General features: G+C 56.7%; 24 protein-coding genes. 10 read left to right on the top strand and 14 right to left on the bottom strand.

Going from position 1 to position 23525, the window contains the following annotated elements:
* Positions 1-175 precede the first annotated feature (175 nt).
* Positions 176-1120 (top strand): glycosyltransferase family 2 protein, encoded by a 945-nt coding sequence (locus AC0V60_RS11740; protein WP_486178641.1) that lies wholly within the window; start codon positions 176-178, stop codon positions 1118-1120.
* On the opposite strand, the gene AC0V60_RS11735 is transcribed toward AC0V60_RS11740, so the two are convergent.
* From AC0V60_RS11735 to AC0V60_RS11725, 3 genes are all read right to left on the bottom strand, one after another.
* Positions 1114-2286 (bottom strand): glycosyltransferase family 4 protein, encoded by a 1173-nt coding sequence (locus AC0V60_RS11735; protein WP_486178640.1) that lies wholly within the window; start codon positions 2284-2286, stop codon positions 1114-1116. The two genes, AC0V60_RS11740 and AC0V60_RS11735, sit on opposite strands and share 7 nt — an antisense overlap.
* An 82-nt stretch (positions 2287-2368) precedes the next feature.
* Positions 2369-4570, bottom strand: a complete 2202-nt coding sequence (locus tag AC0V60_RS11730; protein ID WP_486178639.1) for a GumC family protein — start codon at positions 4568-4570, stop codon at positions 2369-2371.
* Positions 4571-4576: 6 nt separating this feature from the next.
* The gene (locus AC0V60_RS11725) at positions 4577-5299 is read right to left on the bottom strand and encodes a polysaccharide biosynthesis/export family protein (protein WP_486178638.1); all 723 of its coding nucleotides are present in this window, start codon (positions 5297-5299) and stop codon (positions 4577-4579) included.
* 252 nt (positions 5300-5551) lie between these two features.
* Between AC0V60_RS11725 and AC0V60_RS11720 the strand changes: the two genes are divergently transcribed.
* Positions 5552-6124, top strand: coding sequence for a hypothetical protein (locus AC0V60_RS11720; protein ID WP_486178637.1), 573 nt, complete (start codon positions 5552-5554; stop codon positions 6122-6124).
* A 10-nt stretch (positions 6125-6134) separates the two neighbouring features.
* Here the strand turns inward: AC0V60_RS11720 and AC0V60_RS11715 are convergent, their stop codons facing one another.
* Both AC0V60_RS11715 and AC0V60_RS11710 read right to left on the bottom strand, forming a co-directional pair.
* A complete protein-coding gene (locus tag AC0V60_RS11715) occupies positions 6135-6632 on the bottom strand; it encodes a glycosyltransferase (protein ID WP_486178636.1) in 498 nt (165 codons plus the stop codon).
* Positions 6614-7072, bottom strand: coding sequence for a glucuronosyltransferase (locus tag AC0V60_RS11710; RefSeq protein ID WP_486178635.1), 459 nt, complete (start codon positions 7070-7072; stop codon positions 6614-6616). The genes AC0V60_RS11715 and AC0V60_RS11710 overlap by 19 nt, the downstream gene beginning before the upstream one ends.
* 187 nt (positions 7073-7259) lie before the next feature.
* Here AC0V60_RS11710 and AC0V60_RS11705 point away from each other — a divergent pair, with 187 nt between their 5' ends.
* Positions 7260-8339, top strand: a complete 1080-nt coding sequence (locus AC0V60_RS11705) for a CaiB/BaiF CoA transferase family protein (protein WP_486178634.1) — start codon at positions 7260-7262, stop codon at positions 8337-8339.
* A 3-nt stretch (positions 8340-8342) separates the two neighbouring features.
* The gene (locus AC0V60_RS11700) at positions 8343-8795 is read left to right on the top strand and encodes a MaoC family dehydratase (RefSeq protein WP_486178633.1); all 453 of its coding nucleotides are present in this window, start codon (positions 8343-8345) and stop codon (positions 8793-8795) included.
* Here the strand turns inward: AC0V60_RS11700 and AC0V60_RS11695 are convergent.
* The 5 genes from AC0V60_RS11695 to AC0V60_RS11675 are packed head-to-tail and all read right to left on the bottom strand — an operon-like array spanning position 8792 to position 13179.
* Positions 8792-9169, bottom strand: a complete 378-nt coding sequence (locus tag AC0V60_RS11695; protein ID WP_486178632.1) for a TolC family protein — start codon at positions 9167-9169, stop codon at positions 8792-8794. The two genes, AC0V60_RS11700 and AC0V60_RS11695, sit on opposite strands and share 4 nt — an antisense overlap.
* Positions 9135-10226, bottom strand: a complete 1092-nt coding sequence (locus AC0V60_RS11690; RefSeq protein ID WP_486178631.1) for a TolC family protein — start codon at positions 10224-10226, stop codon at positions 9135-9137. Before AC0V60_RS11690 ends, AC0V60_RS11695 begins: the two co-directional genes overlap by 35 nt.
* A 4-nt stretch (positions 10227-10230) precedes the next feature.
* Positions 10231-11232 (bottom strand): efflux RND transporter periplasmic adaptor subunit, encoded by a 1002-nt coding sequence (locus AC0V60_RS11685; protein WP_486178630.1) that lies wholly within the window; start codon positions 11230-11232, stop codon positions 10231-10233.
* A 49-nt stretch (positions 11233-11281) separates the two neighbouring features.
* Complete coding sequence (locus tag AC0V60_RS11680; protein WP_486178629.1) at positions 11282-12013, bottom strand: ABC transporter ATP-binding protein; 732 nt, start codon at positions 12011-12013, stop codon at positions 11282-11284.
* A 29-nt stretch (positions 12014-12042) separates the two neighbouring features.
* Positions 12043-13179 (bottom strand): ABC transporter permease, encoded by a 1137-nt coding sequence (locus AC0V60_RS11675; RefSeq protein WP_486178628.1) that lies wholly within the window; start codon positions 13177-13179, stop codon positions 12043-12045.
* 144 nt (positions 13180-13323) lie between these two features.
* Here AC0V60_RS11675 and AC0V60_RS11670 point away from each other — a divergent pair, with 144 nt between their 5' ends.
* Together AC0V60_RS11670 and ftsH are read left to right on the top strand one after the other, a co-directional pair.
* Positions 13324-13974 carry a TetR/AcrR family transcriptional regulator gene (locus AC0V60_RS11670; protein WP_486178627.1) on the top strand — a complete coding sequence of 217 codons (651 nt, stop codon included), beginning with the start codon at positions 13324-13326 and terminating at the stop codon, positions 13972-13974.
* Between the two features lie 114 nt (positions 13975-14088).
* Complete coding sequence (gene ftsH, locus AC0V60_RS11665; RefSeq protein WP_486178626.1) at positions 14089-16050, top strand: ATP-dependent zinc metalloprotease FtsH; 1962 nt, start codon at positions 14089-14091, stop codon at positions 16048-16050.
* Positions 16051-16110: 60 nt separating this feature from the next.
* Here the strand turns inward: ftsH and AC0V60_RS11660 are convergent, their stop codons facing one another.
* The 3 genes from AC0V60_RS11660 to rpoZ all read right to left on the bottom strand — a co-directional run bounded on the left by AC0V60_RS11660 (position 16111) and on the right by rpoZ (position 18520).
* Complete coding sequence (locus tag AC0V60_RS11660) at positions 16111-17172, bottom strand: DUF3667 domain-containing protein (protein WP_486178625.1); 1062 nt, start codon at positions 17170-17172, stop codon at positions 16111-16113.
* A 74-nt stretch (positions 17173-17246) separates the two neighbouring features.
* On the bottom strand, positions 17247-17978 hold the full coding sequence (locus AC0V60_RS11655) for a ParA family protein (protein WP_486178624.1): 732 nt from the start codon (positions 17976-17978) through the stop codon (positions 17247-17249).
* 197 nt (positions 17979-18175) lie between these two features.
* Positions 18176-18520 carry a DNA-directed RNA polymerase subunit omega gene (gene rpoZ, locus AC0V60_RS11650; protein ID WP_486178623.1) on the bottom strand — a complete coding sequence of 115 codons (345 nt, stop codon included), beginning with the start codon at positions 18518-18520 and terminating at the stop codon, positions 18176-18178.
* Positions 18521-18701: 181 nt separating this feature from the next.
* Here rpoZ and AC0V60_RS11645 point away from each other — a divergent pair, with 181 nt between their 5' ends.
* Positions 18702-19820 (top strand): phospholipase D-like domain-containing protein, encoded by a 1119-nt coding sequence (locus tag AC0V60_RS11645; RefSeq protein ID WP_486178622.1) that lies wholly within the window; start codon positions 18702-18704, stop codon positions 19818-19820.
* A 3-nt stretch (positions 19821-19823) separates the two neighbouring features.
* Here the strand turns inward: AC0V60_RS11645 and AC0V60_RS11640 are convergent, their stop codons facing one another.
* Positions 19824-21344 (bottom strand): replicative DNA helicase, encoded by a 1521-nt coding sequence (locus AC0V60_RS11640; protein WP_486178621.1) that lies wholly within the window; start codon positions 21342-21344, stop codon positions 19824-19826.
* A gap of 145 nt (positions 21345-21489) precedes the next feature.
* Here AC0V60_RS11640 and AC0V60_RS11635 point away from each other — a divergent pair, with 145 nt between their 5' ends.
* The 3 genes from AC0V60_RS11635 (at position 21490) to AC0V60_RS11625 (ending at position 23172) form a co-directional block, all read left to right on the top strand.
* Complete coding sequence (locus AC0V60_RS11635) at positions 21490-22023, top strand: UPF0262 family protein (RefSeq protein WP_486178620.1); 534 nt, start codon at positions 21490-21492, stop codon at positions 22021-22023.
* A 70-nt stretch (positions 22024-22093) separates the two neighbouring features.
* Positions 22094-22741, top strand: a complete 648-nt coding sequence (locus tag AC0V60_RS11630; RefSeq protein WP_486178619.1) for a glycoside hydrolase family 25 protein — start codon at positions 22094-22096, stop codon at positions 22739-22741.
* Positions 22738-23172 carry a cytidine deaminase gene (locus AC0V60_RS11625; protein WP_486178618.1) on the top strand — a complete coding sequence of 145 codons (435 nt, stop codon included), beginning with the start codon at positions 22738-22740 and terminating at the stop codon, positions 23170-23172. The genes AC0V60_RS11630 and AC0V60_RS11625 overlap by 4 nt, the downstream gene beginning before the upstream one ends.
* The last annotated feature ends 353 nt before the right edge of the window (positions 23173-23525 follow it).

Below are 23525 nucleotides of genomic sequence, written 5' to 3'. Positions count from 1 at the left end.
GTGCGAACATAAGTAGAACATATGATGTAGGAAAGTCTTTGTTTTCAGACCAAAACCGCAAATCAAAAGAATAGGTTCCGCGACTTGAGAAGCGTTGTTCTGATAGAAGTTGATTGGCCGGTCGTGTGCGCTAAAGCTTGGCACTGCATTTAACACAATAGGCTCAACCTCCCGCATGTTAGTTCCACCCGAAAGCGCAGATGTCACGGTTATCATCGTGAGCTGGAACACGCGGAAACTGACCCTAAAGGCGATTGAGACCTTGCTTGAGAACGCTGGCGATGTGCGGATGCACGTGGTGTTGTGGGATAATGCGTCTGCTGACGGTTCAGCAAAAGCTGTGGCTGAACGGTTCCCCGAAATTGAGCTTGTCGCCCATGACAAGAACCTCGGATTTGCAGAGGCAAATAACCGTGTCGCAGCCGCTGCGAAGACCGACTGGCTCCTTTTGCTCAATCCCGACACTGAGACGCAGCCCAAGGCTGTTGAAAATCTCCTCTCCTTTGGGAAAGCGAACCCTGGGGCGGGCATTGTGGGCGGCCGGACGGTCTATCCTGATGGTTCGTTGAACCCGGCATCGTGCTGGAAAAAGTCGTCGCCGTGGAGCTTGTTCTGCAGCGCTTTCGGTCTGAGCCGGATGTTTCCCAATTCACCCATCTGGAATGCTGAGGCAATCGGAGGATGGAAGCGGGACAGTGTGCGCGAGGTTGATATCGTTGTTGGCTGCTTCTTTTTGCTCAGGCGAGAATTGTGGAATGAACTGGGCGGGTTTGACAGTAAGTATTTCATGTATGGTGAAGAGGCGGACATGTGCCTTAGGGCGGCCAAAATGGGCTATAAACCAATGATCACCCCCGATGCACAGATCATGCATTTGGTTGGCGCCTCCACCACTTTGCGCAGCCAAAAGCAGATCAAATTGATGCGTGCCAAAGTCAGCCTTATCCAAGACCACTGGCCATCAGCGCTAGTGCCGCTGGGCCGGACGCTGATGTGGTTTTGGATTGCAAACCGCAGGTTTGCCTCTGCCATTCGGTCGCTGCTTAAAGGAAACTCAGACGCTGCAGCGGAATGGTCAAAGATATGGGACGCCCGCGAGGAATGGCTTAAGGGCTATTGAGCAAGAGCGCTGCGCAGGGCCGTTTCATATTTCTTTGAAATTGCTTCGCGCGTAAAGGCATTAGCGGCTCCGGATATCTGCCACGTCGCCAGCGCTTCCTTGCGCTCGCTTTCCTCTCGCACGGCGTCTCTTATCGCTATTGCGATTGCCTCAGGCGAGCTCGCATCGACACCTTGGGCAAAAGGAAGGCCGCAGAAATAGCCGTCGATCGCAGTGCCCTTGGGGTAGATGACCGGCAGCCCTGCGAACAGCGCCTCGATAAACACCAAACCGAAGGATTCGGCGTGTGAAGGCACCACGAGCACGCAAGCGTCATTCAAGCGTTGCTGCATGGAGCTGCGCTCGGCTGGCCCGGCAAAATAAATTTGCGGCGCACTCGCAGTGAGCGCGCGGCAGTGTTCAAGCGCGGCGTCATCCCCGCCGCCAATAATAGCAATGGGGCGTTCACCCTCTGCTCCGCCGATCTGGCTTGCGGCTTTGGCCAGCCCACCGAGATTCTTCAGGGCATGGTTCTTGAGGTGAAAAACAGAGATGATATCGCCGCCTGTCACACGGGGCGCAACGACTTCATCGAGGTCTGTGGGGCAGGGGATGAGATGAATGCGTTCTTTGCGCTTGCCAAGCTGATTTTCGGCCGCAATTCGCGCGACCGGCGTGAACGTACAGACCGAGCTTGCATTCAGGTAAATCTCTTCAAACAAGCTCATAAGATCGGGCCGGGCCTTCAATATCCGCCTGTCCGTATTCCCTTGGATCGTCAGAGCATAAGGGATGCCGGTGAGCTTGGCCGCTCTTGCAACCGCGATGCCTTCAATGGTGAGCTTGTGACCGACAATCAGGTCAATCGCCTGGCTGTCCTCCTCAATCAGGCGGGCAAGATCGTCCCCAAGCCGCTCGAGCATCGTGCGGTGAAAAATGCCCCTGCCCGGTGCGAGATATTCAAGGGCAGTGCCGTGCTCAAAGCTTTGTTCGTTTCGCACCAACTCAGACGAGCGGGTCAGGCTTGCGGCAGTCCCAATAAAGCCAGGTGATACTCGGTTGATCGACACCACCTGATGGTCAAACGCAGCGCTGGTCAGCTCCAGCAAGCTTTTGATGACCGGCGTTTTGAAAGGCTCAATAGGGTCAGGAAAATCGCCGCTCAGGTGCAGAATTCGGCTGGTCATAGTGCCCGCTTGCCCTTAGTCGCCTCTGCTCGCTGATACCAAAGCCAGTTTCGCTACAATTGCAAAACAAAGCGCAGATGCGTTATTCCTTGGTATCGCCGTACTGATAATAGCTGTATTGATAGCTGTAGTCCTGCCCCGCTTCCAAAGCACGATACTTGGTCAAAATAACGCCTAGCATCTTCGCTCCGCTTGCCTGCAATCGCCGTTTTGCAGCTTTCGCTTTACCGAACTGGATGCGGTTGGCTTCCATAACGAAGATCGTTCCATCGACTACACGGGACAACATAGGGGCATCTGCTAGACCCATGACTGGGCTCGAATCGAAGATGATGAGCGAGTAGTCGTGGCGGTGCTTTGCAATGAGTTCGCCGACGTATGATTCAGCCAGCAGCTCGGTCGGGCTGGCAGGTATTTCAGCGATTGCGAGAATATCGAGGTTCTCATGCACGCCTTTGATAACTGCATTCTCAAGTTCGGTGTGTCCAAGAAGCACCTCAACGAGGCCCACTTTTGGTTTCTCAATATCGAGCAGCTTAGCAATGGTCGGACGGCGCAAATCGGCGTCTATGAGCAAGGTCTTACGGCCCATGCGGGCGAAAAGCTCCGCCAAGATTACAGCGGTTGTTGATTTACCTTCCGATGCCTCGGTGCTGGTAAACTGAAGCACATTGCGGTCGCGCGCGAGAGAGAAGTCGATGCTCGAACGGATCGAGGCATAGGATTCCATCAGCGTGCTGAAGTCATTGCCAAAAACTTCGATATCGCGCTCATCCACGTAAGGTGTTTGCCCAAACAATGGCAGGCCGAGTTTGTCTTCAACCTCTTCGAGCGAACGAATACGGTCATCGAACGTCTCGCGCAGGAGGGCAAGACCGCCAGCAAGGGCAATTCCCGCCACTAAGGCCATCGTCAAATTTACTGAAAGGCTGGGGGCATAAGGATTGGAAGGTACAACTGCGCTATCCAATTTGTTGAATGAGCCTGCGTCCACATTCGCTGCGCTGCTGACTTGGTTGTACCGCGTCAGTAATGCTTCCAATTGGCCTCGGAGGGCCTCAGCCTCGCGTTCAAGGACGCTCAGTTGCACTTTATCGTCCTGCTCGCTCAAAGTCTCGCCGGTCAGGCTGTTGAGCTCGGCTTGCAGGGCCCGCTCTTGATTGCGGGCAACCACATAGTCATTGCGCACCGAAGCTTTGATTGCATTCCCGCGCTGTTCGATTTGCCGATCTAGGACAGCGATTTGTTGCAGCAAATTTTGGATCTGCGGGAATTCGTCGTTGTAGCGCTGACGCAGCTCAATCAGTTCGCTCTCTTTGGAAATCTTGTCTGAGACCAGGCTTTGAAGGACCGAGTTTGTCTGCACCGCAGGCAATTGGTCAGCAGGCGCGTCTTCAATCGCGCGCCACTTTTGCTCAGCAGCAATGCGATCGGCGCGTGCCGCCGAGTAACGCGCATTGGCGGAGCCGAGATTTGTGCTGGTCAATGTCGTTGGTGCAGCGCCTTCGCCTTCGCCAGGCTGCAAAATGATCTGCGCGCCTCGGGCATAGTCATTGGCAGCTGATTCGGCTTCCTCAAGGCGTCCGCGAATTTGTGTGATCTGTTCGAGCAGATACTCCTGCGCATATTCATTGGTCTCAATCGAGCTGCGGGTATCAGAGGCCGCAAAGGCGTCGGCGAAGCCATTGGCAAGTTCCGCTGCGAGCACCGGGTCAGAGGAGCGATAGCTGATTGTGATGATCCAGTTGTCGTCTGGAATAGTGGCAGAAACCTGGCTTTGCAGAAGGCCTGCGGCTGCGTCTGTCTTGGTTTGCAGCCACTCTTCATCGCTCATATTGGGCGGGCGCGATTCGTCAAAATCCGGCCCGAGCAATGCGGAGCGCTCACCCAGATTGAGGTTTTGTGCAACTGTCCCTGCAAGGTTGCGCGATTCGATCACAGCGATCTGGGTTTGCAGGAAATCGTAGACCTGGTTGCTTGCGATACCGGCCTCGATGTCCTGACCCTCGACAATATATTGGCCGTAAGGTTCGACCTGGACAGTCGAGCTTGCCGCATACATCGGGGTCGAGAGCAGGGTGATAACCAGGCCAGCGATAAGCGATGCGACCACGACGCCAGCAAGAAGCCAGCGTTGGCGATAGAGCATGCCTCTGATGGTGGAAAGATCGAGCAGCGGCCGCGGTGCTTCCACCGGGCCGAGTTGGCCTTCCGGCATATAGGCATCGACCCAACCTTGTCGCGGGTCGTGGCCCGGGGCCTGCATTAGCGAACGGTCGTTCATGACGGTTTAGTTGCCACTCTGCACCGCGACCGTGGCGAAGACGCCAAGAGCGGGAAGGGTTTTCAAGACGTCTTGATAAAAAACTGACAGGCCGTCTGTGCCCATAACAACTCTGTCACCCGGCGCCAGAACCGGGTCAAGCATGGTCCCCTGACGCATTTGACCATAGTCAAACAGTGCAATCATCACGCCATTTGCGCTTTCGCGGAAGACAGCGACTTGTTGAGTGTTAGCAGTTCGGGTTGGGCCGCCGCCCATCGCAATCGCAGCCGAGAGACGCGAACCTGGCTGGAACGTGTAAACGCCCGGATCTTCGACAGAACCTTCGACGGTCACAAGGTGCGATGCGTAGTTGGCGATGTTGACGCTGACCATAGGTGTACGCAAACCAGCGGCAAGCAGGCGTTTGGAAATATCCTGTTCAAGCTCGCGCGTTGTAAGGCCAGCGGCCGGGATTGTGCCTAAAAGCGGCAGAGAAACCGAACCATCAACGCCCAGCATCACTTCTTCAAGGGACAGATCGGGCTCACGAAAAACATTCACGGAAATTTGATCAGATGGACGCAGTGAGTAAGTCGATGGACGGGCTTGCGAATAAATGCCTTGTCCCAAATCTGCTCGCGGCTGTGCAACCGCTGGCCCAATGATCGGAGCGGGTGTTGAGGCACAGGCTGAGAGACCAAATGCACTCATAGCCAGCATCGCGCCATATTGTCTTGAGATAGTCATACGCTAATCTTCGTCCCCCATTTGCCCCTCTTAAAGGCGGCATGATTACAGCGCAACCGGTTTGCGGGGGGCGTATACCCCTGCCAAACCGCTCAGTCCTATGTCGGGGCGGGCGCATTTCGGCCTGCTTCTATGAGGCCGCTTTACACCAATTCAGGAGCCGATTGTTGCCACTGAACAAACCTTGCCGCTAAGGCCAGTTCGCGAAGATTTTACGCATAGATTACTAGCGAACCAATCAGGATCACCACGGTGCTTGAGCAGATTTCCACGCTCCAAATCTCAACACTGAGTTTCGCTGCGTGCATCCTCTATGCGATCGTTGCGGGCGCGGCGTGGGCCGCTGGTAAGCAAGCGGGCGTCGCCGGCCAATCGTCCTCTCACAGCAGAAATTGGTGGTTGATTGCCGCTTTCTTCATGCTCCTCATTATCTTGCGCCTGACCGAGGCAGAAAACTTGGTCCAGGAGCACCTCCGCGCGCTTCTCGAAGCCCGCGATTTGGTTGCCGAGCGCCGTTCGATCCAAAGGCCCGTCATAGCGGCAGTTATCGTCACCTTTGCTGGAACGGCGATGTTTGCTGTCTATTGGATAGCCCAGAATGTACGCGGACGGCGCAACATCGCACTTGCGGTCGCCCTTGTAGCTTGCGGTGTTATGATTGCGACAATCGCCATGCGCGCAATTTCTCTGCATGCCTTCGACAGACTTTTGTTTGGCCCCCTCAAACTTAATTGGGTGGGAGATATCGGTGCGAGTTTGGCGGTGCTGGTCGCGGCAATCTTCTACATCCGCGTTCTCGGCGGCAAAGCCTACCGAGGCCAATGATAATGCGGCTTTAGAGCCTGCCTTCCTCGATAAAGCTGGCAATGGCAGTCCGCAGTTGCTGCGCTGTTGCTGAGACCTCCGGCTGTTCGTAAGATAGCGTCAATCCTTCCCGAATTCGTCCTTTCAGCTCGGTTGCATCCATCGCGATCAAGAGCCCCGAGCGACCCTGTAAATGGTGCACTGTTGCCACCTGATGGTCATTGCGGTGCTCGCCGTGATCAAAGCGCCTTGGCATCAGCACAATCGGCTTTCGAAAACGCTGAGCAGTCAGCACAGTACCGATGCCTGCATGGCTGACGATCAGTTTGCATCGCTCAACCAAGCTTTCAAACTCATTAGGCGCGATGCTGATGCGAGTATCCATGTTCTTTGGCAGATATTCGCCGCGGCCAACCTGCGCGACGACTTCCATGCCAAGGTCAGGGGCCAGCCTATCCATTGCCTCAACCAAGCGATCAAACCCGAGCTGCATGCCAACAGTCACGAGGATCAAAGTATCGCTCCGCAATATTTCACCGACTGCCCATCTGACAGATGCTCCCATTGGGTAAGGCATTGATGAGCAGTGTGCCGGGAAAGCTTGCCGCACATCGACAATTCTTCGCTGTTGGCAACGCTATCAATCCAAAGCGTTTTTGCGCCAAGAAGACGGCCAGCTAACAGGCAAAGATACCCCGGTGCAGCGCCGGTTGAGAGCACAATATCTGGGCGGTGTTTGAGGATGACTTTGACCGCTATCAATGCGCACAATAGCGCTTTGAACGGTGTATTTTGATTGCAGTCAGGCAGGACCTCAGCATTTTCAATCCCGCGTTGCTGAGCGATTTTGGTATCGGTCGTTGCAAACCGCACATCGTAATTTTCTAACGTCTCGCGAAGCAGCATCATCTGCTCCCAATGCCCTCCGCCAGAAGCAACCGCTAGCACCGTGCAGCTGGAATTTCTCATGTTTGTTTTACCATTTGTACGAAGTGATGTTTCACCGTTTTAATCGCCTTCAGCGCGCTTCACAACGCGAACGATATCCAGCATCCTAGCATTGATGACCAGCCCAAATAGAGTAGGAAGGCTTGCTCTTACCTCCGCTTCGCGCCACACAGCGCCCAAACGACCAACGCAAGAGGGAGAGAGGCATATGGCCAGCTCGCAAGGGCCGCTGACCGGTCTCAAGGTACTGGAATTTGCAGGAATTGGGCCGGGCCCGCACGTCGGCATGCTGCTTGCCGATCTTGGCGCTGATGTGGTGCGCATCGACCGTCCCGGAGGCGGCGTGTCCAACCCTGTAGTCGAACGTGCGCGTCACCGCGTTATGGTCGATCTGAAAAGCGAAGAGGGCCTTGCCTTTTGCCGCGATGCCGCCAGCAAAGCAGACGTTTTGATTGAGGGCCTGCGCCCCGGCGTTATGGAGCGGCTAGGCCTTGGTCCTGATGAGCTTCACGAGGCAAACCCGCGTCTTGTGTATGCGCGTATGACCGGCTGGGGTCAGGAAGGCCCGCTTGCCAAGGCGGCTGGCCATGACATCAATTATATCGCGATTACCGGCGCGCTTGATGCCGTGGGCAAGAAGGGCGATGTGCCAATCCCCCCGCAAAATCTGATCGGCGATTTTGGCGGCGGCTCGATGTATTGCGCCTTTGGCATTATGGCCGCGCTTTATGAACGAGGACAGTCGGGCAAAGGCCAAGTGGTCGATGCAGCGATTGTCGACGGTGTGACCAGCCTAATGAGCTTCTTCTTCGGACAGCAGCACGGCATGATCCGCACCAACGAACGCGGCACTGGATTACTGGGTGGGGGCGCGCATTTCTATCAATGCTATGAGTGTGCTGATGGCAAAGAGATTTCTCTGGGCTCGATCGAACCGCAATTCTACGCAGAATTGATCGCGCGCACCGGGGCGAGCGAGCTTGCCGAGGGGCAGATGAACCCTGCCAATTGGGTGGATTACGCCGAGAAGCTGACCGCTTTGTTCAAAACCAAAACGCAGGCCGAATGGAATGAAACCCTCGAAGGCACTGACGTTTGCTATGGCCCGGTTGTGGGCCTCGATGATGCGCCTAACCATCCGCATATGAAAGAGCGCGGCGCCTATGTTGAGCATGAGGGCGAAATGCACCCCGCACCTGCACCGCGCTTTAGCCGCACGCCGGGCGAAGTTCGGTCCAGCGATGACAATGGCGAGGCCGTGGTCAAAAGCTGGAGCGCGGAAGGGTAGGCTATGGCAGGCAAGTTCTTTGATGAGTGGGAGGAGGGGGAGCGGCTCCAACACGAAATCCGCCGCACTGTGACGGAGACGGACAATCTGCTCTTCTCCACCATGACCCACAATCCCCAGCCGCTGCATCTTGATGTGGAGGCGGCCAAGGAGAGCGGGTTTGGGCAGATTTTGGTGAACTCGACTTTCACCTTCTCGCTGCTTGTTGGCCTATCGGTGGGCGACACCACATTGGGCACTTTGGTTGCGAACCTTGGGTTCGATAAGGTGGTGACGCCAAAGCCGGTGTTTATCGGCGACACCTTACGGGCAGAAAGCGAAGTCAAAGAGCTTCGCCCCAGCAAATCGCGGCCTGAGGCTGGTGTCGTGACCTTCACCCACGAGCTCATCAATCAGCGCGACGAAGTGGTGTGCCGGTGTGAGCGTTCGGCCCTACTCAAACGGAGTGATGCTTAGGCAGCTTCCTCTGCTGCTTGAGAGCCATCACCGCCTAACGCCTGCCATAAGACGATCCGTGCACGCTGGGATGCTCCGAGAGCCGCTGCGGCGCGTTCACCGCTGCTGTCGGCTGCGCGGCGCGCCTCGAGCACTTCGAGGAAGCTTGCTAGCCCTGCCCGGTAGCGATCATCGGCAAGGCTTGCGGCGCGCTCCAATTCATCGCGTTCCTGCGCTGCCAGAGCGGCTTGTTCATCGGCTGCTGCAACCAGGCCATAGGCGGCCTCGGCATCGCCCAAGGCTTGGAACACAGCGCCGCGATAGGCCTCAAAAGCGATTCTTTTATTTGCCGCCGCACCGTCAATCTCCGCCTCTATGCGGCCAAAGTCGAGCAAGGGCCCCGCAACACCAGCGGTCAGGGTGCGGACCAGCGAGATCTTCGTCGAAAAAGCTCCCGGGACTGAACGAGAGAAGGCCCAGCACGCCCGAAAGAGTGAGCTTGGGAAAACGTGATCGAGCGGTGGCCGCAAGGTCTGCATCGCTGGCTGCAAGCTCAGCAGCTGCGGCAAGGACATCGGGGCGATTGGCGAGAAGCTCAGATGGCAGGCTTGCAGGAGCGGCGCCGATGTTAGGCGCTTCGCTAGGGGCGGAAAGTGCCGAAGTCACGTCCACGCCATTGAGGCTGGTGAGGGTGACCAACCGTCCAATAAGCCGCGCCCGCTCGCTTTTAAGTGCAGCAAGGCGCGAACGCGAGGCGCTGGCCTGTGCCTCAGCGCGCACCCTGTCAAACCCCGGCGCAATGCCCGCATCCTCGCGGGTTTTGGCAAGGCTTGCAAGCCGTGTGGCGGCCTCAACATCGCTCTCAATCGCCTTGGTGCGGGCGTCCAGCGCGCGCCAATCGACAACGCTTGCTGCAATTTCTGAAAGGAGGGCGAGGCGCACTGCCGATGCAGACGCACTGGCGGCGTCTATACGGGCAAGGGCGGCACGTTCGCGCGCGCGCAGTTGCCCGAAGATATCTGCGTCCCAGCGCGCCGTGATATTCGCCCCGTAGGAAACCTGAGTTGGATCAATGACCTGCGCAAACGGGTTGTCGGAGCCGAATTGGTTGGGGTTGATCCGGTTCTCGGTGACATTGGCATCAAAGCCAACATTGGGCAGCCTTTCAGCTCCCGAACGGCGAGCTCCAGCGCGTGCTGCCTCAACTCGCGCAATGGCTTCGCCTAGCGAAGGCGCGCGGTCTAATGCAGCCTTAGAGAGCATTGCGTATGCAGGATCACTTTGCGGGAGAAGCGCGTCTAAAGAGGCTGCGCTTGAGGCGTCGGGGGCAAAGGTAAAGCTCTCAGAAAGAACCGGCGCAGGCGTCGCAATCTCAGGCGGCGGGCCAGCGACACAAGCGGTGACGCTCGCGGCCAGACCCAAGGTCAGCAGGCGGAGGGGAGAGGCGGGCATCGGCTTACTCCCCGCTTGTCGCGGCGGGGATAAAGGCGTCGATCTGCTGGCCCACGCGGAAAGCGTCTCCGCCCCCGTCCTTGGCTTTGTCTTGGGGCAGGGCATAGATTACCTGAAGCACCCGCACATCCACACGCTCAGCCGCGCTGTTGGTAAGCGAGCGTTTGGGCACCACCTGAGGCTCCACCCGCACAAATTGCGCCTCAACCCGCAGGTCAGCGGCTCCTCGCGGCGACACGATAGCGGGCGCACCGATTTTGACCCGTGCGGCCTCATTTTCATCAATATCTACGCGGATGTGGAGCGGATTGGTCTCACCCATTTGCATAAATGGCGAGCTGTTGCTGCCCCCTTGTGTCGCAACAAATTCGCCCGGCCGCACGTTCACGGCAAGGATCTCGCCAGCAATGGGAGCGCGGATGGTGAGGCGCTCGATTTCGGTGCGAACACTGCTTGCCCGGGCTTGCGCCGCGTTGAGACGAGCTCGCGCAACCGCAAGGCGGCTCTTTGCAGCATTTGCCTCGCCCTCGACCCGAATGATTTCAGAGCGGCTCACCGCGGCAGGGTCTGATAATTCTCCATAAAGCGCCAATTGGGTGCTCGCCGTTTTCTGCGCGGTTTGCGCCTCGGCAATAGCTGCGCGGGCCTCTTGGATCGAAGCATTGGCCTCAGACAATTGCGCGCGGGCAGAGCGGGCATCGACGAGGAACAATGGCTGGCCTTTCTCAACCCGGTCGCCGGGCGCTACGCGCACGTCAGTCACAAGTCCTGAGAGCGCCGAGCCAATATCAATCACCTCGCTGGCAGGCTCCACAATGCCAGAGCCCGCCACCCGTGCCCCATCGGCAAGCTCACCGGTTGCTTTGGGAGGCTCTTTATTGGGCGCAGCAATCGAGCGGTCGGGCAGGCCAAAGGCGATGTAAACAACCGCGCAGGCGATCCCGATAACCGCCAGAACCGGCAGAATTTGCCGCGAAAAGCTGATGTTTGAAGGGAGAAGGGCCATGATATGTCTCTTGTGGAGTGGGAGAGGAGGAGAAAGGATAGAGGGGGGCTTAGTGTCCGTCCGGCATGTCGGCCCCATCGTGCGTGACGAGGCCGTCTTCCAAAACCAGGATACGGTCAGCCATGTCGAAAATGCGGTTGTCGTGGGTGACGATGATGCAAGCACGGTCCTCAGCGACCGCCACCTCGCGCAGCAAATCCATCACCCGCCGGCCAGAGCTTGCATCCAAAGCTGCTGTCGGCTCATCGCAGACAACAAGGCGCGGTTCATGCACCAGAGCCCGAGCAATCGCGACACGCTGTTGCTGGCCACCGGAAAGCTGATTGGGAAGCTTCTCGGCCTGATCGCCAATATTGAGTTTCTCGAGCAGCGCTTTGGCCTTTGTGCGCGCTTCTTCGCGGGGCACGCCCTGCGCGATTAAAGGCACGGCCGCATTGGCTGCCGCGTCGATAGACGGGATGAGGTTGTACTGCTGGAAAATGAATCCGATATTTTCGAGCCGGAAGTTCACGAGCTCATTGTCGGACAGCTTGTAAATGTCGGTCCCAAAGACCTTCACCTCGCCGTTCGTGGGCCAAAGGATGCCGCACATTATGGAGATCAGGGTGGTCTTGCCCGAACCGCTTTCGCCCACCACAAAAGTCATCTCGCCTGAGCGGATTTCGGTGTCGATGCCGTGCAGCACGCGGATGGTCGACTGGCCCGCCTGAAAGTCGCGCACGATGCCGCGCGCGCAAATCGCTGCCTCAGGCGCGCATCCGCCGATCGCAGTGGTATCCATAGGTGCAGCTTTCATCTGGTCCATATCGCTCACCGGAATACCGCCGCTGGTTCGGTCTTCATGACGCTGCGAAGGGAAATCCAACCAGTGAGGGATAGGATGATGATAACCGCAAACAGGCTCACAAACGGGATTTGCCAAGGGATGTAGAAGCCTTTGAAGGTCGGCACTCCGGAAAATCCATAGATAAAGCACACCGTCCCGATCACACCCAGGGCATAGCCAATCGAGCCCACCATGGTCGCTTGGCTCACCACCATTCCAGTGATCTTGCGATTGGTGACGCCAATGGCTTTGAGCGCACCGAATTGCTTGATGTTGTCGCGGATGAAGAGGCTGAAGGTGAGACCCACAATCGCGACGCCAACGATAAAACCAAGCGCCACAGTTATCCCGAAATTCAGCGGGATACCGGTGTTCTCGATGATGAAATCGACACCGGCTTGTGCAAACTCTTCGCGCGTTTCCGCTTTAAGTCCCGTCTGTTCTTCGATTGCTTGCGCAACGGTCTCGGCGGTCTCACCCTCTGCCACACCAGCCAAAACAAACGTGAGGCGGTTGCGGCTTCCGGGCACGTAGTTGAGGGCCTGGGAATACTTCGTGTAGAGCGTCACCTGGCTAGTGAAGCTGGGAATAGCGTCGGCTACACCGCGAATAATAGCGCGTTGATCATTGAGCTCGAGCCGTTGACCGATGGGGTCTTCGCCGTTCTCAAAAAGATTGGTAATGCCAACATCGTCGATCAGGACCGTATCGGGCTGCAATAGGATCGACTTGTCTCCCACAAGAAGCCTTTCTGGCAGTCCAATCAGGGTTGCATCATCCACACCCACGATCTGGACGCCTTCCAGATCACCTGTGCTTGAGCGGACCGACGCAGGCGCGCGAAGGTGGGGAACGGCCCATTCCACCCCTTCGACCGAACGCACCTCGTCAAGCGCAGTTGAGGGCATCGCAAAATTAACCTCGGTCGTGCGGCTGACCGGGTCCATCACCCAGATTTCCGCTTCGGGAGCGCTGTAAACGCCGCTCGCCCCGCGCTCGATCAGGTTCACAAAAATCGTGAGCTGCTGGGTGATTAGCAGGGTCGAAAAGGCGATACCGAACAAAAGCCCATAGAACTTTTGCGGATCACCTGTGAGCATTCGGATCGCAATCCAGAGCATTTGGCAAGAACCACTTTCGTCGAGGTGCAGCCCATATGAGGGGTTGCGAAGGGACAAGGAATTCGCAATAATGAACGACACCGTTTAAATGAACGCAGCCGTTCATTTTGTCAACCAAGCAAAACTCAGTAAGTTCCCGGAGAGTTGAATATCCCGCGCCCTCAGCCAGAAAAACAACCCGAGCGGAGAAGGGTTGGACGCCCTTCAGACGAGGCAAAGCGCAGCGCAATAATCGGGGCGGCCTCTGACCGTTTTATGCACGAAGGGTTCGCCGCCACCTCAATTGAGCAAGTCGCAGCCGATGCGGGCGTGTCCAAGGTTACGATCTATAACAACTTTGGAGACAAGCGCGGGCTTTTTGCAGCAGCGGTAGAACGTGAGTGTTTGAAAATGCGCGGGTACTTCTCAATAGAAGAAATGCCCAATGAAACGATTGAGGAGCGCCTCACGACTATAGCCCATGCGATGTGCGGGTTTTTGGCGCGGCCTGAGATGATCCAATTCGAACGCCGCATCGCGGCAGAGACCGAGCACGAACCGGCAATCGGCCAAGCGTTTCTTGAGACAGGGCCCTGGCGCATGAAGGCCGGGTTCAGCGCTTGGCTCGCCCACGCCCGCGAACGCGAAGAACTTCAAATTGAAGACACTGACCTTGCAGCGGAACAGTTCGTCGCTCTTGCAAAGGGGATGGGCGATTTGGAGCGCCGCTTTGGTGCTGAGCCGGCCGATGAAGCCAATGAGGCCCGCATTGCAGGCGCTGTCAAGGTGTTCCTTTCGGCATATGGGGCCAAATGACAGAATTGGTGCATCGGAGTATGCACCAATTGCTGGGCGAAATCTGAATGCACATTAGCTTGCGATTCAGGCGGCCCGTCCTACATTGATTGTTCAACCAAGGAATCGACCCCAATGACCGAACAAAACGATCCGAACGAACAGCCACCTGAAGGCCAGAACCCGTGGGTGAAACAGCTGATGATTTGGGGCGGCATTTTCATGGCGCTTTTGCTCGTCGTCTCAATGTTTAATGGTGGCGGTCAGCCGGCTGGCGAAGCCATGCCGTATTCTGAGTTCCGCGAACAGGTTGCGACAGGCGGCGTGAAAGAGGTTCAGATCGGGGATGACCTGATCACTGGTACGCTCAATAGCGGCGAAGTTTTCAGCACCGTCCCGGTCAAAAGTGATTTGCAGATCACGAGTCTTCTGGAAGAGAATGAGGTCGAATTTACAGCCAAGCCGAGCGAGCAGCAAAGCTTGCTTCTCATCATCCTTATCCAAGCGCTTCCGTTTATTTTGATCCTGGGCATTGCATTTTTTGCGCTGCGCCAAGTGCAAAAAGGCGGCGGCGGCGGCGCGATGGGCTTTGGCAAGTCCAAGGCTAAGATGCTGACCGAGAGACAGGGCCGCGTCACCTTCGACGATGTGGCGGGCATTGATGAGGCGCGCGAAGAACTCGAAGAAATCGTTGAGTTCCTGAAAGACCCGACCCGCTTCTCCAAGCTTGGCGGCCAGATTCCCAAAGGCGCTTTGCTGGTTGGTTCGCCCGGTACAGGTAAAACGCTTCTTGCGCGTGCGATTGCTGGCGAGGCAGGCGTGCCGTTCTTCACCATCTCAGGCTCCGACTTTGTCGAGATGTTCGTGGGCGTTGGCGCGAGCCGCGTGCGCGACATGTTTGAACAAGCCAAGAAAAGCAGCCCCTGCATCGTCTTTATTGATGAGATTGACGCGGTTGGCCGCTCGCGTGGTCACGGGCTTGGCAACTCCAACGATGAGCGCGAGCAGACATTGAACCAGCTCTTGGTTGAGATGGACGGTTTTGAAGCCAATGAAGGCATCATCATTATCGCGGCAACCAACCGTCCTGACGTGCTTGACCCTGCGCTGCTGCGTCCGGGCCGGTTTGACCGTCAGGTTGTGGTGCCGATCCCTGATATTGATGGGCGTGAGAAGATCCTTGGCGTGCATATGAAGAAAGTGCCTCTCGCGCCTGATGTGAACCCGCGCACTATTGCGCGCGGCACTCCGGGTTTTTCAGGCGCTGACCTTGCAAATCTTGTGAACGAGGCGGCTCTTCTCGCAGCCCGGCGGAACAAGCGTCTTGTCGCGATGCAGGAGTTTGAAGACGCCAAAGACAAGGTCATGATGGGCGCAGAACGCCGCTCTATGGTCATGACTGAAGACGAAAAGAAGATGACCGCTTACCACGAGGCAGGCCACGCGCTCGTCTCGATCAATGAGCCTGCATCTGACCCGATCCATAAGGCGACGATTATTCCTCGCGGACGCGCTCTTGGCATGGTCATGCGTCTGCCAGAGCGGGACAGCTATTCCTACCACCGCGACAAAATGCACGCGAACTTGGCGGTTGCCATGGGGGGGCGGGTGGCTGAAGATATTATCTTCGGGCACGACAAGGTGTCTTCGGGTGCCTCTGGCGATATCCAATACGCGACCGATCTTGCTCGCAATATGGTCACGAAATGGGGCATGAGCGAGAAGCTCGGACCGCTTCAATATGAGCAAAGCCAGGAAGGCTACCTTGGTATGGGGCAAACCGCGCGCACCATGGGCGGGGCAGAGACCAATAAGCTGATCGACGCCGAGATCAAAGGTCTGGTCGAAGGCGGTCTAAAACGCGCTGAGGACATTCTTAAAGAGCAAGAGGACAAGCTCCATCTTCTCGCACAGGCGCTGCTCGAGTATGAGACGTTGACGGGTGATGAGATCGACGCCTTGATGAAAGACGGCAAGATCGACCGTCCCGATGAGCCAAAGGGGCCGGCGATTGCGAAGCCCACGCAAGGCTCTGCCATTCCCAAGGCCGGTAAGCGATTTGGCGGTTCGGGTGACGAGGCACCGCAAGGCGCCTAAGGCCCTCATTTTACGAAAATTCAAACGGGCGTCAGAGCGTATCTGGCGCCCGTTTTTGTGTCAGAACGCACCCAAAAGCAAAAGCGCTTGTGCAAACAAACCGGCCACAATCCAGATAAAGACGCTCAGCACCAAGAGCCGCCAGATCGCGGAAAAACGGGAGAGCGCATAGGTATGACGCAATTGCTTATAAAGATGCAGCGGCGGGATGATTAGTAGCGGAAGGACAATAAGGTGCGGGGCCGCCCCGGCCACTCCGAGTAGCGAAGCTGCAATAAACAACAGCGACATGAAGCTTAAAGAATAGGTTACGAAAATCGCATGGTCATAGGCCTTGAACCTGCGCTTCCAGACAAACATCAGCCACACGAAGGGAACCGATAGGGGGATCAAGAGCCAGCTGAATTTGTAGCCGTTCGCCTGAAGCTTATAGAGCATCAAACCGGGATTCTCGCGCCATTTCTTGATCAGGCCATCATCTATCGCCGCAATACCTGTGAGGTTCATCTCAGGATTGGCCTCAAAATCAATGATTTGTGCACGGTCGAGCCCCTTGAGCGCCTCGCGCGCGGCTAAACGATCAGACAGGGCCTCGTCATATTCCGCAGTGCCCTCTTCGAATTCGTCAAGGCGGCGTTGAGCATCCTCAAGATCGGCATTGGCCTCTTCCTGTACCGAACCAATAGCATCACCCACGCTTGATCCGTTAAGGTCGGTTGGGGTTGTAAGGCCAACCATCTGGAACACCGCAAACATCGCGAAGATGCTAAATAGAAACATCGCCATCGGGCTGACGAACTTGGCGCGTTCTCCATTGATATAGCGGCGGGTAAGTTTGCCTGGTTTGAAGAGCAGCAACGGAAGGGTCTTCCAGAACTTGCCGTCCAGATGCAGCACGCCGTGAATAAGGTCATGGCCAAGAGCGGCAAGAGAGCGGTGCACGGTTCGCTTTTGCCCGCATTGGGAACAGAAACTGGTGGTTACCGCCGCGCCGCAATTGGCGCATTCCTGCTCTGGATTGTGCGCGGGTTCCAGAGCGCTTTCGCCTGCGGCAGGTTCCACGGCCCGGCCCGCAAGCGCGCCCTCCGCTATTGCGCCCACACCCTCGGCAATATCACTCATTGAACACGAAGCCCCCTGCAAGTCCTGCACTGTATTATCAGGAGAGCGTCCCTATTGGCAATTTTATAGCCGGTTCAGCCCATGGCAAGCTTGCGTTCAATCGCGGTCCAAAGCTGGGCAAAGGCGCGTGCAGCCGGGGAGCGCGGGGCAAAGGCACCGACCGGTTTTCTCTCCACTGCGCATTGTTCAATCGCGCTGGCAAGGGGCACCACAGGCCACTTGGGATTGGCTTCGCGCGCCTCTTTATGAAGCGTGCGCCGCATGTCGATCATCGACATCACCGGCAGTATGGGTGGGTGCTTTTTGCCCGAACCCTTTACCTCTTCGACCACCTGCTCAAGCGCACGGGCGGAAAGTGGTGAGGGGGGCAGGGGCACGATGACAAGGTCTGCGGCCCGCATGACTTGCCCGCTCACCTCGTTCAGAACAGGCGGGCAATCAAAGATAACCCGGTCATAATCCTTGCGCAGGGTATCAACAATCTTGGACAATCGTTTTTTCTTGCCGATCCGGTCGAACTGGCGGTCTAGCGTTCGGATGCTCTCATCGGCGGGCAGCAAGTGAAGATTGGCGTAATCGGTCTTGCGGATCAGCTTTGTCGGAGCGCGGTTCAGATCAAACACACTTTCTGCGGTGCGCTTTTTCTTGGGGTCAATATTGAGCAAAAACCCCGACCCATTGGACGCATCAAGATCCCAGAGCAAAGTTTCACGCCGCGAGATCGCAGCCGCGCACCAGGCAAGGTTCACCGCAAAGGTTGTTTTCCCAACCCCGCCTTTGACACTGTAAACCGCTATTGAGGCCATCAGATCTGCGCTCGCACCTATTGCACTTTTGTGACGAGGCCTAGGAATGTTCCCTAGGTGTAAACGCAAGCATACAGGCGGATTGTCAGGCCCGTGTCATGCGATTTGAAAGGGCTGTCTCCCCCTGATACACAAAGGCCGCGAAAAGACCGCTCAAATGGCCGCCTCTTCTGTCAATTTTGATGCTGTGAACCGCGTTAGCCGTCGTAATCCGCGCCGATGGAAGTGGAGCGTGTCGGCGCAGATGCCGTGATGCGAAGGGCTTCTGCTGATTGGCTGAGCGAACCGATTTCGTCCGCATCATCCTCATCATCAGGCAGGATTTTTTGTAGACCCGTGACCAATGCCTCGTTCAGCTCTTTGGGCTTGACCGTTTGCTCAGCGATTTCGCGCAGCGCCACAACCGGGTTCTTATCGCGGTCGCGGTCTAGCGTCAGTTCGCTACCACCGGAGATTTCACGGGCGCGTTGTGCGGCAAGCAGGACGAGGTCAAAACGGTTTGGAACCTTATCGACGCAATCTTCAACGGTAACGCGTGCCATCTATGGAGCCTTCATCTTGATCAGATTTGAATGGGAGCGATGCAGTTAGGGTTGGACAATCAAAGAGTCAAGAATTTGCAACCAATCGGGCGCGCGTGCATTGGCCTCTTGTGCCCACCAAAAACCGCCCACCCCCTCGCTTACCGGTCCAAGTGACTATGAAGACAGCGCGAGCTTTCGAGTGGATGCTGCCGGCCATGCCTTTACCTTCTATCCCGCCGGGTCAGACCGCCTCGCTGCATTGATCGACCATATCGACTGCGCGAAAGAGAGCGTTCTTGTTTTCTATTATGAATTTCAAGATGATCGTGCGGGCCAAAAAGTACTCAATGCCTTGGTCAAGGCAGCACAGCGCGGAGTGCGAGTGTCTTTGATTATCGACGCCTTTGGAAGCGATGCCCCGCGCGAGTTTTTCGTACCTCTCAAACAAGCAGGAGCGCAATTCTCCATCTTTGCGGGAAGTTTTAACCGGCGCTATCTCGTGCGCAATCATCAAAAATTCGCCATTGCCGACAACGCCCGCGTCATGACGGGCGGGGCCAATGTCTCAGATGAATATTACAACGCGCCGAGCGAAAATGGCTGGTGTGATCTCGGCATCGCAATCGAAGGCGACATCGCTCAGCGCTTCACACAGTGGTTCGAATGTCTCGATCAATTTGCTAAGAGCAAAACCCCGAAATTCAGAAATTTGCGCGAAATGATCCGCCAGTTTGCGCCCCAAGAGGGTGATATTGAGCTGCTGATCGGCGGCCCCTTTATACGCCGCTCGCATTGGTCGTATCGGTTCAAAAAGGACGTCGCGCAAAGTCGGTGCCTCGACATGGTGACGGCATACTTTGGCCCGCCGCGCAGCTTTCGCAGGGCCATAGCACGCGTGGCAAAGCGCGGAAAAGTGCGGCTGATTGCTGCGGGTAAGTCAGACCTCGACGGGACAATCGACGTTGCACGGCTGTATTACAAAGGCCTCATCAAAAACGGGGCGAGCATATCCGAATTTCAGCCCACTAAGCTGCATATGAAGCTTTTGGTGGTTGATGATGTCACCTATTTTGGCAGCGCGAACCTTGATCGCCGGTCTATCCGGGTGAATGTTGAGTTGATGGTCAGGGTGAGGGACAAGGCACTGGCGGACCGGCTGCGCGAAGTCATAGATCACCTTGGCGAAGCAAGCCTGCCGATTGACCGCGAATGGTACAGGCACAATGCCGGTTTCTGGACAAGAACCCGTTGGCGTTTTTTCCATTGGCTAAGTTTAGCCGATTACAGCCTATCGCGCGCTGTCTCCCGCCCGACATAGCGCTCAATCCTCCATACCCCAGCTCGAATAATCGCGCGTATTGGGCGAGGTGAATTTGGTGAACTCGCTTTGGAAATGCAGCGGGACCATTCCGGTTGAACCGTGACGCTGTTTGGCGACATTGACGGAAGCCCGGCCGCGCACATCTTCGAACTTTTGTGACCATTCGGCGTAGGCGGCCTCGGCTTCCGGAGTGCCAAAACTGCCATCGCCGCGCCGTCCTTCGGGCTCGGTGGAGGCAAGATAATAATCCTCGCGGTACACAAACCAGACCATATCCGCGTCTTGTTCAATCGAACCGGATTCGCGCAGGTCAGACAGCATCGGCCGCTTATCCTCGCGCTGCTCCACCGCACGGCTCAGCTGCGAGAGCGCGATGACGGGCACGCTGAGTTCTTTCGCGAGTGTCTTGAGCCCTCGGCTAATCTCAGAAATTTCGTTCACGCGGTTGTCGTTTGCGCGTCCCGATCCTTGGAGGAGCTGGAGATAATCGACCACGATAAGGCCAATGTCGTGTCGCCGCTTCAACCGCCGCGCGCGCGTGCGCAAAGCGGCGATAGTGAGGCCGGGTGTATCGTCAATAAACAGAGGTAATTCGGAAAGCCGCTGGCTTGCAAAACTAAGCTTTTGGAAATCGTCGCGGGTCAATTTACCCGAACGCAGCGCCTCCGAAGAAACCTCGGACTGCTCAGCCAGAATACGCGTGGCAAGCTGGTCGGCGCTCATCTCCAGGCTAAAGAAGGCGGCGGGTGCACCATAATTATGCTCGCCCCCGTCGGTTTGCCATTTGAGGTGCTCTTCGGCGCAATTGAAGGCGATATTGGTGGCGAGCGCGGTTTTGCCCATGCCGGGACGGCCCGCCAGAATGATCAAATCGGAATCGTGCAATCCCGAGGTTTTCTGATTGAGCGTATCAAGACCCGTCGTCTTGCCCGACAAACCTCCACCAGAATTCATAGCCGCTTCGACCATTTTAATCGCGGTCAGCGCTGCTTCGCGGAACGTTTCTGCCTCTTTGCCGGTCGCAGCGCCTTCGGCCACGCGGTACAAATCCGCCTCCGCTTGTGCGATACGGTCAACCGGGCTGGTGTCTTCGGAGGTATCAAGGGCCCCTTCGACCAGCCCCCGGCCAACGCTCACAAGCTCGCGCAAAAGCGCCAGATCGTAAATCTGCTGTGCCAGTTCGCGCGGGGCCAAAAGCCCGGCGCCATTGGCGGTAAGCTGCGCCAGATATTTTGGCCCGCCCAGCTCTTTCAAAGCCTCATCGGCTTCAAAATGCGGACGCAAGGTCACAGGCGAAGCGGTTGCATTGCGTTCAATCAGAGCGAGGCTGCGCTCATAAATGCGTTCATGCAGCGGTTCAAAGAAATGTTCGGGCCGGATCGGGGTTTGCAGCTCCTCAATTACCCGGTTGTCGATCAGCACAGCGCCCAGAAAAGCCGCCTCCGCCTCGAGGTTGGAGGGAAGCTTGCGCGCGCTGTCGATTTCATTGTCGACAAGTGAAAGAGGGGTGGGATCGGCCATCGCGACACTCAATGCTGAACCGCTGAGATTCTGGCAAGCTCTGCGAGACCCAAATTTTTTCTTTCTCCAGTGGCTGTGAATAGCGGGGATTGGAGTGACTTGTGCTTGAAGTGTGGCCCCTGCATCTGCGAAGGCTCGATTCATTATGTCAGGCACGCCACCCGATTCAGCGAATCATGCCCCCGGCACGCATAGCCCGGGCACATATCGCATCGCCCACATCGCTCTTGATGAAGAGACGATCCTGTGGCGTAACGCCGATGTCGAGCAGGAACGGCGCGTGGCAATTTATGATTTAATCGAGGAAAACACGTTCAAACCTGTGCGCAGTGCGCAGCGCGGGGCCAAGGGGCCTTACCGGTTGAAACTCGCGGTCCAAGACGGGCGCTTGGCGATGGAAATCGCTGACAAGGATGAGGCGGTTCTTGAGACCTTGTTGATTGGTCTTGCCCGGTTTCGCCGTCCGATCCGCGAGTATTTCGCAATATGTGACAGCTATTATCAGGCAATTCGCAAGGCTACTCCTGCGGAAATCGAGACTATCGACATGGCTCGGCGCGGTCTTCACAATAACGCAGCGGAACTTCTGGTAGAGCGGCTGGAGGGCAAGGTGGAAACCGATTTTGCAACCGCGCGGCGGCTCTTCACGCTGATTTGCGTGCTTCATATCAAGGGCTGACAATTTGGCACGGGGACGCAGGAAAAAGACAGGAAGGGGCCTTTGGATTTTTCGGGGCTCGGCTGTTGTTGTGCTTATCGCTGTCAGCTTTGCGGCGTGGTTCTGGTGGGACATGCGCAGTTGGCGGCCAGAGGACGCGCTTTACCCGGAACAAGGCGCGGTCATCGCCGCGCGCGCGCCTGAAACACGGTTTGAAACCTTGGCGGCAACGGGCGCTGATTTTGTCTATCTTGAGCTGGGTGAGGCCCGGGTGACGCCTGATCCCGGATTTGGCAAACGCTTGGAGGATGCGCGAGCCGCCGACCTCAAGATCGGCGTCTCTGCTCCGTTTGATCCATGCCTTCGCGCTGATGAACAAAGTGCGCATTTCACCCGAATGGTGCCGCGCGATGGATCACTTTTGCGGCCTGCCATTGCGCTCGAGCGCTTGGGAAATGCTTGCACGCCTGCGGTGAGCGATGCAGCGGTTGAGAGCGAGCTCATGACTCTCGTCAATCAAATCGAGATGCATGCAGGCAAGCCTGTGATCCTAAGGCTTGGCCGCGATTTTGAACTGCGCCACGATATATCACGCATGATTGAGCGCGACCTATGGCTTGCAAGCGATCGCGCGCGGCCCGATTATGCCACTCGCCCATGGCTTTTGTGGAGCGCCAACAGCCGCTATGTGAGCGAGGCCTCTGAGTCGCCGATTGAATGGATGGTGGTGCAACGATGAGCGACGAGGCTACAATTGATAAAGCCCGTTTGATTGAGGCTGCGCATGAAGCCGCCACTAATGCCTATGCGGCCTATTCCGACTATCAGGTGGGCGCTGCGCTTCTCTTCGGCGACGGCGCGATCATCACGGGGAGCAATGTCGAAAACGCCAGCTATGGCCTGACCTTGTGCGCGGAGACCGTGGCGGTCGCGCGCGCGTTGGGAGAAGGGCGGCGCGGTGGGCTTCAAGCGGTGGCCGTGGTAGGGCCAGCGGATAAGGGTGATGGCTCGCCGATAACGCCGTGCGGGCGCTGCCGTCAGATGCTGAATGAGATTGCGAGTCTTGGCGGGACAAACCCGGTAATTTACTGCGTCGGTACAAAAGTCTCGCGCGAAATGACGCTGTCAGAGCTTTTGCCTCATGCCTTTGGCCCGGGGCACTTGCAATAAGCGGGCTGGACCCATTGATAGCCGCCAGCCCAATCATTATCCGGCACTGAATAATTTATCTTTTCGTTTGGGACGGATATCAAATGTCTTTGTCAAATACCGCCCGCCGACACGGATAAACGTCGAGGATCTCTACCTTGCCATTGATTGCGCCGATCGTTGCACAGAGTCCGTCACCAATCGGTACATTCGTCATTGCCTGAGCAGAGTTGGGAAGCGCCCCAATACTTAACCCAGTGGCAACCGCAAGAATAAATCTTTTCACGATTTGCCCTCAATTAAGTCCCATCCGCTTGGCAGGCTATATTGCGAATATATTTAGGTAAAAAATGTCTTCATTATCGCATCCTCAG

It is taken from the genome of Erythrobacter sp. S259 (assembly GCF_057364965.1).
Note: the sequence above shows the minus strand (reverse complement) of the source record. Positions and strands in the feature narration are given on the sequence as shown.